The sequence below is a fragment of the Labrys wisconsinensis genome, from assembly GCF_030814995.1.
Classification (GTDB): domain Bacteria; phylum Pseudomonadota; class Alphaproteobacteria; order Rhizobiales; family Labraceae; genus Labrys; species Labrys wisconsinensis.
Map to the genome: position 1 here is coordinate 202806 of NZ_JAUSVX010000009.1, position 15813 is coordinate 218618.

Consider the following 15813-nt stretch of genomic DNA (forward strand, 5'->3'; position numbering starts at 1 on the left):
GCCCTGGTCACGCCATCTGGCGTCGCGCCAGGGCGCGGAACATCCCGTCCTTCAGCATCAGACTCTCGAAATCACCGGCTTCGACGAGGCGCCCCCGGTCCAGGACCAGAATGAGATCCGCGCTCCGGATCGTCGTCAGACGGTGCGCGATGAGGATCCGGGTGACGTGAAGGCCGGACAGGGACGCCGTGACGACGGCCTGCGTCGCATTGTCCAGCGCACTGGTCGCCTCGTCGAAAATGAGGAGCTGCGGCCGGGCGACGAGCGCGCGGGCGATCATCAGCCGCTGCATCTGTCCGCCCGAAAGGGTGACGGCTCCCTCCATCAGCACCGTGTGCATGCCCATCGGCATCGCCTCGATGTCGGCGGCGATCCCCGCCATGCGAGCTGCGTCCCACGCATCCTCGAGCGAGAAAGGCAGGCCCCCGGTGATCGTCTCGAAAATGCTGCCGCTCATGGCGCGGGTGTTCTGCAGGACCACACCGATCCGTCGCCGCAACGCCGATATGTCGAGGGTCGCCAGGGACTGCCCCTGATACAGGATGTCGCCGCTTTCCGGCGTCTCCAGCCCCAGGAGCAGGCGCGACAGGGTCGACTTGCCACTGCCCGACGCCCCGACGATGGCGACGAACTGTCCGGGCTCGATGCGAAGGGAAATGTCGTCCAGCACGAGCGGCCCCGCGGGGTCGTAGCGGAAGCTGACATGGCTGACCTCGATCGCACCGGTCAGGGTGCCGGGGTCGACCCTGTCGCGATGCTTCTCCGGCTCCGTCTCCAGGATGACGTGGAGCCGCTCGAACAGCGGCATGGCGCCGACCATCGTGGTGAGCGCACCCGCGCCGCCGATCATGGCGGCGAGGAACTGGCCGAAGGCCGTGCTGATCGCCAGGAAGCCTCCCAGGGGCAACCCGCTGCCGGAGCCGTCGGCATGGCCGCCGATGGATCGGCTCGCCGCCAGGAAGAGCAGCATCAGCGCCAGCGTCGGATATGAGCCGTAGAAGGTGGCGCGCAGATTGGCGTAGCGGCGGCCGGCGAGAGTGGCCGCCTTTCTCCCGGCGAACAGGCCGGCCCAGAGCGCGAACAGGCGCGCCTCGCTCGCCGAGACCCGCAGCTTGCCCACGCCGTTGATCAGCTGGATGACGAGCGCATCCTCACGGCCGCCGCGTTCGACGGCGACGCGCTCATGCCGAAGCTGGGCATAGCCGAGCCCCGCTCCGATCGCGACGGCGACCGCCACGAGAGCCGCCGACAGCAGGGCGAGAGGCGGGCTGTAGGCCAGGATGACGGCGAAGCTGGTGATGGAAAAGCCGACCGCGAGCAGGGATGCGATCGTCGTGCCGGTGATCAGGCGGCGGATCCGCTGGACGCCCAGGATGCGATCGGTCAGGTCGCCCGTGCCGAAGCCGCGGAAGAATCCGACGGGAAGGTCGAGGAGGCGCTGCATGATGGCCGGCTGCAGCAAGCCTTCCGCCCGGGCTTCCAGACGCTGCAGGGCGATCGCCTTGACCAGCTCGAAGCTGGCCGCACCGAATGTCGCGAGCACCAGGCCGGCGATGATCGCGACCAGCTCGACCATGTCGGCGCGGGGAACGACCCGCTCGAACAGAAATCCGGTGGCGATCGGCACGACCGAGCCGAGGGCGCCCGCCAGAAGTCCCATGGTCAGGATGGAGACGACGTCGCGCAGGCTGCCGCGAAAGGCAAACCGGGCGAAGCCGCCGGCTTTGCGCGCCGCGGCGGGAAGCGGTGGATAGAGCATGACCGCCTCGACCGCGAGGTGAGCCGCCACCCCTCCGGTCACCGCCGTCCCCTCCCCGCTCGGGCCGTCGACCAGGCGATAGCCGCCGCGCCTGCCGGGCAGGAGCGCAACCGGCTGCTGATCCGGCATGCGGTATCCGATCAGGGGGCCGTTGTCCGCCCGCCACCAGGCGCCGCGCAGCAGGACGCGGCGATAGGCAAAGCCGGTGACGCGTCCGAGCGAAGCCAGGGAGATCTCGGGAAGACCCGACAAGGCCGCGGGTTGCACGGGGCTTCCCAGGCTTTGCGCGACGGCCGCAAAGGCGGCCAGGAGCGGGCTGGCCGCCAGCGCTCCCGTGGCGGCCGCCGCCTTGCCGTCGACGAGAGCGCCGAGACCGCTGACGGCGTGGCTCATGGCCTTGTCGTCGCCGGCACGGCGCGCCAGCAGGCGCTGATGCGAGGCCTCGTCGAGCCGCGCGATCTGCCGGGAGATCCCGTCCAGGGCCCGGCGATGGAACTCTTCGAGAGACGCCGCCATCTCGCCGGCCGGCAGATCCGCGGTCGCGACGACGGCGAAACGGGCCGATGTCACGGCCCGGGCATGAAGGGCTGCCACGAGCGGCAGCACCGATCCGTGATCCTCGACGGCGATCTCGCCCGGATCGAAGCTCTGGACGATGCGTCCTTCCAGGGGTCTGACCCAGACCGGAGCGTCTCCGGCATAGAGGCGGGTCCCCGCTGCGCAGGCAGCCTCCGGGCCCGGTGCGACGACCCTGTCCGGCCAGGCCGGCGTGCTGCCGAAGACCGCCTCGCCGATCGACGACATCCACGCCTCGAGCAGGGACGTCAGGTCGCGTGGCGGCACCCCGGGCATCTCTTCGATCGCGGCGTCCAGGCTGCCGACCGCGACAAGGGCGATGTCGGCGGCGGTCGGCAGGGCGCAGACGAGGCCGCCGGCCTCGACGCGCAGGACGTGCCGCCTCGCCCCGGTCGCCTCGCCGCCGGTCAGCGGGACCGCGAACAGATCGACATATCCCAATCGTACGATGAAGGGGCCGGACAGCCGGTCGAGGCGCAGCGGGGACGACGCGTCGATCCGATGAACCGCTCCGGCGCAGCGCGGCGGCTGATCGCGGGCGGCTTGATCCGCGCTATTGGGCATCGATGAGGTGCCTGTAGTCCGGGCAGCTCGCGAGCAGCTCCGGATGCCGCCCGCGCCCGATCACCCGTCCGGCCCGCAGCATCACGATCTCATCGCAATCGCGGATCGTGCTCAGCCGATGGGCGATGATGATGCAGGTGCAGCCCCGTCGCCGGATATTGTCGTCGATCGCCTGCTCGACGATCGGATCCAGCGCCGCCATCGCCTCGTCGAGGACGAGGATGGCCGGATCCTCCACCAGCGCACGCGCGATCTCGAGACGCTGGCGCTGGCCGCCGCTGAAATTGATGCCGGCCTCCGCGACATGCGCGTGCTGGAGCCCCGGCCTGACCGTGATCTCCTCGAACACGGCCGCATCCTTGAGGGCCCGCAGCACGGCCGCATCCTCGAGGCTGCGGTCCCAAAGGGTGACATTGTCCCTGACGCTGCCCTGGAACAGGAAGATGTCCTGATCCACATAGGCGAGCGACCTCGCGAGGATCGGCCGGGGAATGTCCTGCGCCGCCACGCCGTCGATCAGGATGCTCCCCGACCACGGCACGTGGAGGCCGCTGATCAGCCGCCCGAGCGTCGACTTGCCGCTGCCCGAGGCCCCGACGATCCCGATGCGCATGCCCGGCTGCACCGAGAGGCTGAAATCGGCGATGAGCGGCGGCTCCTGCGGATTGTAGCCGAACGTGACGGCGTGCAGGTCCAGTTGCCCACGCAGGCGCGTGGTCCGAGGGGGCATGGGCGCGGCGGCCTGCCGGTCGTCGGATGGGGCGAGCCGCGGGTCGGGCGGGCTGGCCAGGACATCGCGGATATTGGCAAGCCCGCCCCTCATCTCCTGCAGGGTCGCGCCGATGCCGAGCATCTGTCCGACCGGGTCCGAGAACGCCGCGGCGAGAGCCAGGAAGGCGACGAGGTCGCCGACCGACATTCGCCCGGCCATCACCTCGAGGCTGCCGACCCCGAGCAAGGCGCAGTGCCCGAGGCCGGCAAGCAGAGGAGGCACCGCATCCAGCATCGCCGCTGAGCGGCCGAGATCCCGGCTGGCGGCCATGGTCCGGGCGTGATGCCCCGCCCAGCGCCCGAAGGCATCCTGCTCCAGTCCGCTCGCCTTCACCGTCTCGATCGCACGGACGATGCCGACCGTGGCGCTCATCAGCTGGCCTCGGTCCTTCATGAGGCGCTGGGCCGTCGCCTCCCGCCGCCGCCAGGCGAGCCACAAGGCGGCGATGTCGATCAACGCGATCGGCACCACGATCGCCGTCAGGCCGGGGTTGAAGGCGGCCATCGCCGCCAGGAACACGAGGGACGTGACCAGGCTGAGCGCCAGCGTCGCGAGCCCGCCCGACAGCAGCCGGGCCATGTCGTCATTGGCCTGGATGCGATTGGCGATATCGCCGGCATGCCGCTGCGTGAAGAAGACCATGGGCAGGCGCAGGAGGTGCCAGACGAAGCGGCTGCCGAGCGACAGGGCGAGCTTCGTCTCCAGGCGCAGGAGATAATGGGTCTGCACGAAGATCAGGGCCGCGCGGACCGCCGCGGTCGCCGCCATGCCCAGGAACAGCGGAGCGAGCCATCCGTCCAGCCGGCCGATCAGGACGTCGTCGATGAAGATCTTGGCGAACAGCGGCGTGAGGATGCCGGGAATCGCCAGCAGCACGCTGAGAAGCAGCACCAGCGCCACGCCGTCGCCCGACCCGCGCAACCTCTGCCACAGCAACCCGAGCAGGCTGGGTGGCGAGCCCTCGGCCCGAAAGCCGGCGGCCGGCTCCATGGCCAGGACCACGCCGGTGAAGGATTCGGAGAACTCCGCCGCGTCGACGCGGCAGCGGCCGATCGCGGGATCGTTGAGATAGGCCCATTTCCCGACGAATCCTTCGAAAACGACAAAATGATTGAAGTTCCAATGGATGATCGACGGGATGGGAAGCGACGTCAGGTCTTCCGGCTCCTTGCGGAACCCCTTGGCCGCCAGGCCGTAGTGCCGGGCAGCCTTGAGGATGTTGCTGGCCTTGGTGCCGTCACGCGAGACCCCGCATCGAAAGCGCAGCTCTTCCAGCGGAACCCATCGGCGATGGAAGGCCAGGATCATGGCGAGCGCCGCCGCCCCGCATTCGACCGCTTCCATCTGGAAGACGGTCGGGGTGCTCCTGCGTTTGCCGGCTTGCCGGCTTCGTTTCGCCGAACGGAGCATCAAGACTCTTGCGAACGGCTGGTCGCGGGGGATGGGAGGGCGGTCACGGGCGATTCCGGAACATCGGCATCAGCGCCTCGATCGGCGCCTGGCGGCTGATCGTCACCGCGGCGCGGACGGTGGTGCCGCTCGACAGCCGGGTGGGCGGGCCCGGGCCGCCGGACCAGCGATAGCCGGACGGGGTGTCGGCGACGGCGAGGAGCTCGACCCGGACCGCATAAGGCGGTCCCTGGGCCATGAAATTGGCGACGAGCTGGGCATTCTGCAGAACCGAGGCCATGCCTTCGGCCGTCATCGGGAAGTTCGAGACGGCCGTGACCGTGCCGAGCAGCGTGCCGTACTCCTCCTTCTTGACCGTGGAGGGCTCGATATGAACCTCCATGCCCGGCGCCACGGTCTTGCCGAACGCCGGTGGGACATAGAGCAGCAGCTCCAGTCCCGTGCCGGCGATCTCCAGGCTCAGGATCGGCTTGCCCGAGGCGACGATGGTCCCGGGCGTTGCCTTCAGCTCGGTGACGACGCCGTCGAGCGGACTGACGACCCGCGTCGCCCGCTGGAGCTGGGCGCTCAGGTCATCGACGCGGCGGCGCGCCTCGTTCACGGCCTGCTGGGCATTCAGGGTCGCAAGGTCGCGCTGGCCGGAAAGATCGGACTCCTCCGCGTTCAGGCGCAGGACGTCCGTCCTGGCCTGCCCTGCCGCCTGGGCGGCCTCTTCCATGGCTCGGCGCGTGTCCTCCTGAAAGCGTTCGGTGAGGTAGCCGCGCGCCACCGCCTGAGCCTGACGCTCGAGCAGATCCTTGTAGAAGGCCTGGCGCTGCTCGGCCGCTGCGGCCAGGCTGCCGAGATTCTCGCTCTGCGCCGCGACATTCTTGTGCTTGAGCGCGACCTGCTGGTCGTAGTTGGCCGAGAGCTTGGCCAGATCCGCCTGCTTCTCCCGCAGCACCTCTTCGGCATGGTCGATATCCTGTCGCAGCGCCCCGTCGTCGAAGCTGGCCAGCGGATCGCCCTTGCGGACGATGGCGCCGATCGCGGCCACGGATGCCAGGGTCCCGGTCGCCGGCGCGATCGCATCGAAGACGTAGCCGCCGCGCGATACCAGGATCCCCGCGCCGTCGACGGTCGTCGGGACCCTGCCGAAGACGCTCCAGGCGAAGCCGGAGGCGACGAGGGCGGCCAGCGCCAGGGCGGCGATCCACCCGAGCGGTGACGTCAGCGACACCAGCTCGTCGAGCTGCTCGGGAGACGACAGCCGCTCGATGGCGGCCTTGCGGTAGATCCTCTCGGGGACCGTGGCCATGTCGCTTCCGCGAAGGTGCCTGTCAGGATCCCGGCAAAGGCGCCGCAGACCGCAGGCACAGCTTCCCGTGGGCATGATACAGGCAGCATCGGAGGCGTTCGAGCGATTTCTTGCCGCTGCGGCACGGCCCCGGCCGGGTCGTCAGAACCGGTTGTTTTTCGGAAAGCCCTTCGGCGGCAGGCGGCCGGCATCGGCGCGGTTGCCGGTCCATTCGGTGAGGTCGGTCACCGTCCAGGTGCGGCCGGACGTGTCGGTCCAGGTCAGGCCGTCGGCGGCAGCGAACACCCGTGCGTCGGAAAGCCCCCCGTCGCGGTATTTCTGCAGGCGCACGCCGCGCCCGCGCGCCATCTCCGGCACCTGGTGCAGCGGGAAGACCACCAGCTTGCGGTTCTCGCCGATCACGGCCACCCGGTCGCCGAGCGCCGGCACGATCAGCCGCGCCTCGGCCGGCGCATCGACGTTGAGCACCGCCTTGCCCTTGCGGGTGTTGGCGAGCATCTCGTCCTCCGCCACGACGAAGCCGCGCCCGTCCGTCGCCGCCACCAGGAACTTGCGCCCGCCGACGAACGGGAAGACGGTGACGACGTCGGCGCCCTCGTCGAGGTCGACCATCAGGCGGATCGGTTCGCCGCCGCTGCGCCCGCCCGGCAGCTTGGAGGCTTCCAGCGTGTAGATCTTGCCGTTGGTGGCGAAGACCAGGAGCTTGGCCGTGGTCTCGGTGAAGAAGGACAGCTTCATCCGGTCGTCGCCCTTGAAGGCGAGCGTGGAGAGGTCGGGCAGGTGGCCCTTCATCGCCCGGATCCAGCCCTTCTCGGAGACGACGATGGTGACCGGCTCGCGCTCCACCATCGCCTCGGCGACGGTGGCGAGGTCGATCGAGGCTGCCTTGGAGGCGTCGATCGTGGTGCGGCGCTTGCCGAGCCTGGTGTCCGGCCCGTAGGTCTTGGCCACCTCGCCGACCTGCCAGGCCACCGTCTTCCATTGCCGGGCGTCGGAGGCGAGCAGCTTCTCGATGTCGGCCTTCTCCTTCGACAGCCCGTCGTGCTCGCGGCGCAGCTCCATCTCCTCCAGCCGGCGCAGGTTGCGCAGCCGCATGTTGAGGATGGCCTCGGCCTGCATGTCGGTGAGCGAGAAGGTCTCGATCAGCTTCGCCTTGGGCTCGTCCTCGAAGCGGATGATGCGGATCACCTCGTCGAGGTTGAGATAGGCGACGATATAGCCGTCGAGGATTTCCAGCCGCTTCTCGATCGCGGCGAGACGGTGCCGCGAGCGGCGCAGCAGCACCTCGCGGCGATGATCGAGCCATTGCTGCAGCGCCTCGCCCAGCGACAGGACCCGCGGCACCGTGCCGCCGACCAGCACGTTCATGTTGAGCGGGATGCGGCTTTCCAGCTCGGAGAGCTTGAACAGGCTCTCCATCATCACGGTCTCGTCGACGTTGCGCGACTTCGGCTCGATGACGATGCGCACGTCCTCGGCCGACTCGTCGCGCACGTCGGCGACCAGCGGCAGCTTGCGCTCGTTGAGCAGCTCCGCGACCTTCTCGATCAGCCGCCCCTTCTGCACCAGCCAGGGGATCTCGGTGACCACGGCCACCCAGGTGCCGCGGCCGAGATCCTCCTTGTGCCAGCGCGCCCGCACCCGGAAGCCGCCGCGGCCGGTGCTGTAGTTCTCCTCGATGATCGCCGGGCTGTCGACGACGATGCCGCCGGTCGGAAAGTCCGGCCCCTGCACGAAGCGCATCAGCTCGGCGGTCGTGGCCTTGGGATTCTCGATCAGGTGCAGCGCCGCCTGGCAGAGCTCATAGGCGTTCTGCGGCGGGATCGAGGTCGCCATGCCGACCGCGATGCCCTGCGCGCCGTTGGCGAGCAGGTTGGGGAAGGCGCCGGGCAGCACCGCCGGCTCGCGGGTCTGGCCGTCATAGTTCGGGCGGAAATCGACCGCGTCCTCGTCGATCCCTTCCAGGATCAGGCCGGAGACCGCCGTCATGCGGGCTTCGGTGTAGCGGTAGGCGGCCGGGTTGTCGCCGTCGATATTGCCGAAATTGCCCTGGCCGTCGACCAGCGGGTAGCGCGTGGAGAAGTCCTGCGCCAGGCGCACCAGCGCATCGTAGATCGCCTGGTCGCCGTGCGGATGGAACGAGCCCATCACGTCGCCGACGATCTTGGCGCATTTCTTGAAGGCGGCGTCCGGGTCGAGCCGCAGGAGCTGCATCCCGTAGAGGATGCGCCGGTGCACCGGCTTCAGGCCGTCGCGCGCGTCCGGCAGCGCCCGGTGCATGATGGTCGACAAGGCATAGGCGAGGTAGCGCTTCTCCAGCGCCTCGCGCAGATTGACGCTCTCGATCTCGCCGCCCGGCGGCGGAGCTTCTGCCTCGTCCATGCCGGGGGTTTACGGAAAAACCCTGATTCGAGGCAAGAGCGCGCCACCCCGTCGGGGCTGGATTTCCAAGTCCTTGCAGAATTTTGCCGGCTGGACCTGCCATCCCGTCCCAAGCCGGGCCGGGCCGGACCGGTCCTTCAAGGGCCTTCCGGCCCGCTCCAGCCATAGGCGGTGTGGCCGAGCCGCGGCAGCGTGCCGTAATAGCTCGGCCGGGCGAGGCCGTAGCCCGAGCCGATATAGCTCGGGTCGCACAGCGAGTTGGTGGCACGGATCGGCGCGCCCGGCGGGTTGAGCCGGCGCCACTCGGCGTAGCAGTCGATCTCGACCTCGCTCCAGGTCCCCGCGCGACGCCAGCCGGGGCGGCGGTCGCCATAGCCCTCGCCTGCGCCGCCCATCGCCGGGTTGGCGGCATCGTCCCGCATGGGAAGGTCGGCGGCGAGAGCCGGCACCGCCGCGGCGAGCAGCGCGGCCGAGATCACAAGGCGAGAGAGCACGGCAGTTCTCCGAGCGATTCGCATCAGGATGGCGGCAAAGCGTGAACGACCGGTTGCGAGCCGCTCACCGGGCCGGGCCGCCGGCCGCCGCATCGACCAGGGCCTGCCGGCCCTCGGGCATGACGAGGCCGCGCGGGCCGAACACGTCCCGCTGCAGGAAGAAGCCGGTGAGGCGGAAGGCGCCGGCCACGTCCTCCGCCCGCGGCTCGCCGAGGCCGCGCAGGAAGGCCGGCAGCGGCAGCAGCCGGTCGCTCCAGGGCGCACCGGCCGCGCGGCTCACCGCCCGGCCGCTCCTGGGCGAGACATAGATCAGGTCCTGCGTCGCCCCGGTCACGGCGCAGGCCGAGAGGTCGAGACCGAAGCCGAGCTCGGTGAGCATGGCGAGCTCCAGCCGCGCCACCAGCGCCGGCGCCGCTGCCTCGTCGGCCAGCGCCTCGAACAGGGGGCCGAGCGCCTCGTGCAGCGCCGGATGCGGGTCGCGCTCCGGCAGGAGCCGCACCAGCGCCGCCACGTGGGTCACGGCATAGAGCGCCAGGCGCGAGCCCATCAGCCGCCCGGCATGCAGCGCCAGGCCCTCCACCGCGTAGGAGCCGAGCTGCTCGTCGATGCGCGCCCGCCAGGTGAGGTGCACCGCATTGCCCGGCTGCAGCACCGGCTGCAGCGTTCTGGAGCGCCCACCGCGCACCAGGCCGAGATGGCGGCCGTGCTCGCGCGTCAACGCTTCCAGGATCACGCTCGACTCGCCGTGGCGGCGCACGCCGAGCACGAAGGCATCGTCGGTCCATTGCATGGCAATGACATAACGCAGCACGACGGCGAGCGGGAGTGTGGCGATACAACCCCTTCCCCTGGCGCCGTCTTTGGGATCACAATGGCCGATCAGGGAGGAATGAACGATGCTCAGCGACCTCAGCGGCAAGGGCGTTCTGATCACCGGAGCGAGCTCCGGCATCGGCGCGGCGCTGGCCAAGGGCTTCGGCTGCCAGGGCGCGCTGGTGGCGATCCACTACAATGCCGGCGCCAAGGAAGCGCAGGCGATCGCCGACGCGGTGGCGCGCAAGGGCGGCAAGGCGGTGGTGGTCCAGGCCGATCTCGGCGAAGCCGGCGAGGCCCGCCGCATCGTCGAGGAAGCGGCGCGGGCGCTGGGCCGGCTCGACATCCTGGTCAACAATGCCGGCTCGCTGATCCGCCGCACGCCGTTCTGCGAGCTCGACGCCGAGACCTACGAGAAGGCGATGAACCTCAACGTGCGTGCCGTGATCGAGGGGTCCCAGGCCGCCGTGCCCCATCTGGAGCAGCAGGGCGGCGGCACCATCATCAATGTCGGCTCGATCGCCGGCAATGACGGCGGCGGTCCCGGCTCGGGCCACTATGCCGCGGCCAAGGCCTATGTCCACAACCTCACCCGCCACATGGCCAAGGACCTGGCGCCGCGCGGCATCCGCGTCAACGCCATCGCCCCGGGCGTGATCGCCACGCCCTTCCATGCCGCCACGCCGGCCGACCGCATGGAGGCGATGCGCAAGGCCGTGCATCTCGGCCGCATCGGCACGCCGGAGGACTGCGTCGGCCCGGTGCTGTTCCTCGCCTCCCCGGCGATGAGCGGCTACGTCACGGGGCAGATCCTGCATGTGAACGGCGGGCAGCTGATGCCGTGATGATTGCTCGATCCTCGACCGTCATGGATGAAGCCCAGCTCTGACGTCGAGCGCCCCGGGCACGGACGGCTACACCGCCCGCGACCGTCATGGGCGGACCTGATCCGCCCATCCACGCGAACTCAGGTCGTGTCGAGGAAGGCCCCCGGCCAACGGCTCGGCAGACCCGTTTGATGTAGCGGTCGCGTGGATGGCCGGATCAAGGCCGGCCATGACGTCGAGGTTCTTGCGCGACGTCGGCAGTTGCAGCCGCCATGGCGAATGTCGCTCCTCAACATCCTCTTCCAACCCGTTCCCCACCAATACTTTCACCACGCCACCCGCAACGCCTCCACCCCGTGGAAGTGGAAGGCGTCGCGATAGCGTGGCGGCTCGGCGAGCCGCAGCCCCGGCAGCCGCGCGAACAGCACCGGCAGGGCGACCTGCAGCTCCAGCCGCGCCAGCGGCGCGCCGATGCAGAAATGGATGCCGCCGCCGAAGCTGACATGCGGCGGCTTCGCGCGCTGCGGCCAGAGCCGGTCGGGGTCCTCGAAGCGCGCGGGATCGCGGTTGGCGGCGCCCAGCATCAGCCCGATGCGGTCGCCGACCTTCAGCTCGATGTCGCCGAGCCCCACCGGCTCGCGGGCGTAGCGGGTGAAAAGGTGCAGCGGCGCGTCGAAGCGCAGCAGCTCCTCCACGCTCGCCTCGGCCGCCTCGGGCGTGGCGAACAGGGCAGCCGGGTCGAGCCCCGCCTCGAGGATAGCCTTCACCGCGTTGCCGATGGCGTGCACCGTCGCCTCGTGGCCGGCGTTGAGCAGCAGGATGCAGGTCGAGATGAGCTCGTCCTCGCTCAGGCGCTCGCCCTCGGCCTCCGCCACGATGAGATGGCTGATCAGATCGTCCGCCGGGCTGGAGCGCCGCGCCGCCACGTAGGTCCTGAGAAAGGCGACGAAGTCCTGCGTCGCCGCCACGGCCGCGTCTTCCGCCGCGCGGCTGCGCCCGAATTGGTACATCGCCACCATGCGGTGCGACCAGTCGAGCAGGCTCGGCGCCATCTCGGCCGGCACCCCGAGCAGCTCGGCGATGAGGATCACCGGGATCGGCGTGGCGAAGGCTTCGATCAGCTCCGCCTCCCCCGCCGCCTCGAGGCGGTCGACCAGCTCGTGCGCCAGCGCGGCGATGCGCGGGCGCAGCCGCTCCACCTGGCGCGAGACGAAGGCGCGGTTGACCAGCGTGCGCAGCCGCGTGTGGCGCGGCGGCTCCAGCTCCAGCATGGAATGCGCCTCGACCGCGTCGAAGGGCGCGAGATGGGCGGCCGGCTCCGGCCAGCCGAGCTCGGCGCGGCTCGCCACGTCGAGCACGTCGCGGCCGAAGCGCCGGTCGCGGAACAGCGCCGCCACCGCCTCGTGGCCGCAGAAGCACCAGAAGCCGTACTCCTCCCAGAAGAAGGCCGGCCCGGCGGCGTGCAGCGCGGCATAGGTGGGATACGGGTCCTGGAAGAAAGCGGGATCGGACGGGTTCAGGCTGACCCGGCGGCCGACGGCGTCGATATGGAGGGAGGCGGGCAGCGGCATGGCCTGTCCTATCGCGCGGCGCCGGGCGCGTCGAGCGCCCTTGCCTCGGGCCCGCATCGGCGTAGAAGGACCCGTCCTCTGCCGCGCGAACGCCATGCCCGCCATCAACCCGCTCCTCGTCGACACCGCCACCCCGCCCATCCCCGAGGCCCAGGGCTGGGCCCGCGCCTATGACGGCAAGGCCGGGCCGCTGATCGACCTCTCCCAGGCCGTGCCGGGCTATCCGCCGCATGCGGAGATGCTGGCGCGCCTCGCTCAGGCAGCCGGCCGCGCCGGGACCGCGTCCTACGGGCCTATCGAGGGCGACACGGCGCTGCGGCAGGCCTATGCCGCGCATCTCGCCGGGCGCTATGGCGGCGACGTCGCGCCGGAGGAGGTGGCGATCACCACCGGCTGCAACCAGGCCTTCTTCGTCGCGGCCGTCGCCATGGCCCGGGCCGGCGAGGCGGTGCTGCTGCCGAGCCCCTGGTACTTCAACCACAAGATGACGCTCGACATGCTCGGCATCGAGGCGCGGACCCTGCCATGCCATGCCGAGGCCGGCTTCGTGCCCGATGCCGCCGAGGCCGAGCGCCTCATCGACGCTCGCACCCGGGCCATCGTCCTGGTCACGCCCAACAACCCGACTGGCGCGGTCTATCCCCCGGCGACCGTCGCCGCCTTCGCCGCGCTCTGCCGGCGGCGCGGCCTGTTCCTGATCCTCGACGAGACCTACCGCGACTTCATCGCCGGGCAGCCGCACGCGCTTTTCGGCGACGCCTCTTGGCGCGAAGGCGTGCTGGCGCTCTATTCCTTCTCCAAGGCCTATTGCATCCCCGGCCACCGCCTCGGCGCCCTGGTGGCGGCGCGCCCGCTGATGGCCGAGATCGCCAAGATCCTCGACACGCTGCAGATCTGCGCCCCGCGCGTGGCGCAGGAGCCGGTCGCCTGGGCGCTGGAGGGCCTTGCCGCCTGGCGCGAGGCCAACCGCATCGAGATCGAGCGCCGCGCCGGCGCCTTCTCCGCCGCCTTCGCCGGCCTGAACGGCTGGCGGGTCGATTCCGTCGGCAGCTATTTCGCCTTCCTGCGCCACCCCTTCGCCGGGCGCCACTCGGCCGAGGTGGTGAAGACGCTGGTCGAGGCCGCCGGCGTGCTCTGCCTTCCCGGCCCCTATTTCGGCCCCGGCCAGGAAACGCATATGCGCGTCGCGTTCGCCAATGCCGGTGCCGAGGCCCTGTCGCAGCTGCGCGAACGCTTTGCCGCCGTCGCGTCGTGAAGGCGACAGCGCGTTGACTGTACCTGTCTATACAGCACAGCGGAATGGTCGCGGCCGGTGGCCTCGACCTGTCGAGACAACCCGCGACAATGGGAGGCTTCGATGAGCCGAGGATCTGCCGCACGATGGGTGGGCCTGGTGCTCGGCCTGGTCCTGCTCGGCGCTCCGGCGGCGCACGCCGCGGACCTGGTCGAGAAGATCGTGCTCGTCCGCCACGGCGAGAAGCCGGCCGCGGGGCTCGGCCAGCTCGACTGCCAGGGTCTCAACCGCGCCCTGGCGCTGCCTCCCGTCATCGCCCGCATGTTCGGCAAGCCGGACGCGATCTTCGCCCCGGCCCCCTCCGTGCAGAAGACGGACGACGGCGAGCCCTATGACTATGTCCGGCCGCTCGCCACCATCGAGCCGACCGCGATCGCCTTCGGCCTGCCGGTCCATGCCGGCATCGGCGTCTCCGACCGCAAGGGCCTGGCGCAGGCCCTGACGCAGCCGGCCTACCAGAACGCCTTCGTCCTCGTGGCCTGGGAGCACAAGATCGCCGAGAAGGTGGCCAAGGATCTCATCGCCGACCATGGCGGGGATCCCGACGCCGTGCCGAATTGGCGGGGCGATGATTTCGACAGCATCTATGTCGTCACCATCACGCGCTCGGGCGATGCGGTGAAGGCCGCGTTCGAGCATGCCGGCGAAGGCCTCGACGGCCGCCCGACCACCTGCCCCTGAAGGGACGGAAATCGCCGGCGGAACCTCCGCCGCGACCTGCGATTTCCGTTGCCCTCCCCGACCGGGCGCGATAGCCAAGCCCATGCTCGAAGGCCTGCACCCCAACAATCCCACCCATGTCGCCCGCATCGTCACCGACGAGGCGCGGGCGCGGCGCATCGCCGACCTGCTCGGCGAGAGCTTCGATCCCGCCGAGACCGCGGTCGCCGCCTTCGAGCGCGAGGACGGCACGCCGAAGCCGCCCTGGCTGGTCGAGGTCTATTTCCGGACCGAGCCGAACCGGCCGGCCGTGACCGACCTGATCCGTCTCGCCGCGGGCACCGATGTCGACGTCGCCTATGACGCCTTCGGCGAGAAGGACTGGGTCGCCGCCTCGCTCGAGGGCCTGGCGCCGGTCGTCGCCGGCCGCTTCACCATCCACGGCAGCCATGACCGGGCGCGGGTGAAGCGCAACAGCATCGGCATCGAGATCGAGGCGGCGCTGGCCTTCGGCACTGGCCATCACGGCACCACGCGCGGCTGCCTGCTCGCCCTCGACGACCTCCTGAAGCGCCGGCGTCCGCGCCGTCCGCTCGACATCGGCACAGGCACCGGCGTGCTCGCCATCGCCGCGGCCCGTGCCCTGCACCGGCGGGTGCTCGCGTCCGACATCGACCCGCAGGCGATCGCCACGGCGCGCAACAATATCCGCTTCAACAGGGCTGGCGCCTATGTCGCCGCGATCGTGGCACGCGGCACCACGGCGCAACGCATGCAGCGCGAGAAGCCCTACGACCTCGTCTTCGCCAACATCCTGCTCGGGCCGCTGGCGCGCCTGGCCGCACCGATGGGCAAGCTGCTGGCGCCAGGCGCGACGGTGATCCTGTCCGGCCTGCTGCACGCCCACGCCAACGCCGCCCTCGCCGCCTATCGGGCCCAGGGCCTCTCGTTGGTGAAGCGATACCGCCTCGACGAATGGACCACGCTGGTGCTGCAGCGCGGCGGGGGCAAGCCGAGGCGCTCGCCGAGGCCCGCCGCGCGTTGACCTCGGCCGCTCGGGCGCCTATCCCAACGTCATGAAGGTCGGTGATCGCATCCGGGTCGTTCGGTTGCCGGAGGGGCTGCCCGACCGCGGTTGCCCAGACGGACCGAGCACCAGGCTGGTGTTCGAGCTGAGCCTCGGCCGCACCTTCGCGATCGCCGACATCACCAGCCACGGTCTCCTGGAGCTGGAGGTCGGCGAGGTGGTGGGCGTCGCGTCTTACCTCCATTCGATCTGGATCGAGCCGGACTGCGTCGAGCCGGCCGAAGCCCCGGGCTGAAGGCGACGCTTCCCCACGCCTTGCTCTCCTCTCCGCTTGTGCGCGCAGTCGGGCTCGCCTTCATCCCGGCCG

The 15813-nt window shown here is 70.4% G+C and carries 12 protein-coding genes; 5 read left to right on the forward strand and 7 right to left on the reverse strand.

What is annotated here, in order from left to right; translation table 11 throughout:
• Positions 1-7: 7 nt before the first annotated feature.
• From QO011_RS23035 to recO, 6 genes are all read right to left on the reverse strand, one after another.
• On the reverse strand, positions 8-2899 hold the full coding sequence (locus QO011_RS23035) for an NHLP bacteriocin export ABC transporter permease/ATPase subunit (RefSeq protein ID WP_307277038.1): 2892 nt from the start codon (positions 2897-2899) through the stop codon (positions 8-10).
• Positions 2889-5081: an NHLP family bacteriocin export ABC transporter peptidase/permease/ATPase subunit gene (locus QO011_RS23040; protein ID WP_307277041.1), complete on the reverse strand. Its 2193-nt coding sequence runs from the start codon at positions 5079-5081 to the stop codon at positions 2889-2891. Before QO011_RS23040 ends, QO011_RS23035 begins: the two co-directional genes overlap by 11 nt.
• Positions 5082-5124: 43 nt before the next feature.
• Positions 5125-6378, reverse strand: a complete 1254-nt coding sequence (locus tag QO011_RS23045; protein WP_307277043.1) for an NHLP bacteriocin system secretion protein — start codon at positions 6376-6378, stop codon at positions 5125-5127.
• Between the two features lie 141 nt (positions 6379-6519).
• The gene (parC, locus tag QO011_RS23050; RefSeq protein WP_307277046.1) at positions 6520-8760 is read right to left on the reverse strand and encodes a DNA topoisomerase IV subunit A; all 2241 of its coding nucleotides are present in this window, start codon (positions 8758-8760) and stop codon (positions 6520-6522) included.
• 137 nt (positions 8761-8897) lie between these two features.
• A complete protein-coding gene (locus tag QO011_RS23055; RefSeq protein WP_307277049.1) occupies positions 8898-9254 on the reverse strand; it encodes a hypothetical protein in 357 nt (118 codons plus the stop codon).
• Positions 9255-9318: 64 nt separating this feature from the next.
• Complete coding sequence (gene recO, locus QO011_RS23060; protein ID WP_307277052.1) at positions 9319-10044, reverse strand: DNA repair protein RecO; 726 nt, start codon at positions 10042-10044, stop codon at positions 9319-9321.
• A gap of 106 nt (positions 10045-10150) precedes the next feature.
• Between recO and QO011_RS23065 the strand changes: the two genes are divergently transcribed.
• Positions 10151-10912, forward strand: coding sequence for an SDR family NAD(P)-dependent oxidoreductase (locus QO011_RS23065; RefSeq protein ID WP_307277056.1), 762 nt, complete (start codon positions 10151-10153; stop codon positions 10910-10912).
• A gap of 308 nt (positions 10913-11220) precedes the next feature.
• On the opposite strand, the gene QO011_RS23070 is transcribed toward QO011_RS23065, so the two are convergent.
• A complete protein-coding gene (locus tag QO011_RS23070; protein WP_307277059.1) occupies positions 11221-12465 on the reverse strand; it encodes a cytochrome P450 in 1245 nt (414 codons plus the stop codon).
• Between the two features lie 94 nt (positions 12466-12559).
• On the opposite strand from QO011_RS23070, the gene QO011_RS23075 reads away from it, so the two are divergent.
• From QO011_RS23075 to QO011_RS23090, 4 genes are all read left to right on the forward strand, one after another.
• The gene (locus QO011_RS23075) at positions 12560-13720 is read left to right on the forward strand and encodes an aminotransferase (RefSeq protein ID WP_307277063.1); all 1161 of its coding nucleotides are present in this window, start codon (positions 12560-12562) and stop codon (positions 13718-13720) included.
• A 102-nt stretch (positions 13721-13822) separates the two neighbouring features.
• Entirely contained in the window at positions 13823-14440 is a 618-nt protein-coding gene (locus QO011_RS23080; protein WP_307277068.1) for a hypothetical protein, read from the forward strand.
• An 82-nt stretch (positions 14441-14522) separates the two neighbouring features.
• Entirely contained in the window at positions 14523-15464 is a 942-nt protein-coding gene (locus QO011_RS23085; RefSeq protein WP_307277071.1) for a 50S ribosomal protein L11 methyltransferase, read from the forward strand.
• A gap of 118 nt (positions 15465-15582) precedes the next feature.
• Positions 15583-15741 (forward strand): hypothetical protein, encoded by a 159-nt coding sequence (locus QO011_RS23090; protein WP_307277072.1) that lies wholly within the window; start codon positions 15583-15585, stop codon positions 15739-15741.
• Positions 15742-15813 lie beyond the last annotated feature (72 nt).

Bases quoted from the DNA above. Each gene is read 5' to 3' on its own strand.
- QO011_RS23035 (WP_307277038.1), bottom strand. From the start codon at position 2,899: ATGCCCAATAGCGCGGATCAAGCCGCCCGCGATCAGCCGCCGCGCTGC.
- QO011_RS23040 (WP_307277041.1), bottom strand. From the start codon at position 5,081: ATGCTCCGTTCGGCGAAACGAAGCCGGCAAGCCGGCAAACGCAGGAGC.
- QO011_RS23045 (WP_307277043.1), bottom strand. From the start codon at position 6,378: ATGGCCACGGTCCCCGAGAGGATCTACCGCAAGGCCGCCATCGAGCGG.
- parC (WP_307277046.1), bottom strand. From the start codon at position 8,760: ATGGACGAGGCAGAAGCTCCGCCGCCGGGCGGCGAGATCGAGAGCGTC.
- recO (WP_307277052.1), bottom strand. From the start codon at position 10,044: ATGCAATGGACCGACGATGCCTTCGTGCTCGGCGTGCGCCGCCACGGC.
- QO011_RS23065 (WP_307277056.1), top strand. From the start codon at position 10,151: ATGCTCAGCGACCTCAGCGGCAAGGGCGTTCTGATCACCGGAGCGAGC.
- QO011_RS23070 (WP_307277059.1), bottom strand. From the start codon at position 12,465: ATGCCGCTGCCCGCCTCCCTCCATATCGACGCCGTCGGCCGCCGGGTC.
- QO011_RS23075 (WP_307277063.1), top strand. From the start codon at position 12,560: ATGCCCGCCATCAACCCGCTCCTCGTCGACACCGCCACCCCGCCCATC.
- QO011_RS23080 (WP_307277068.1), top strand. From the start codon at position 13,823: ATGAGCCGAGGATCTGCCGCACGATGGGTGGGCCTGGTGCTCGGCCTG.
- QO011_RS23085 (WP_307277071.1), top strand. From the start codon at position 14,523: ATGCTCGAAGGCCTGCACCCCAACAATCCCACCCATGTCGCCCGCATC.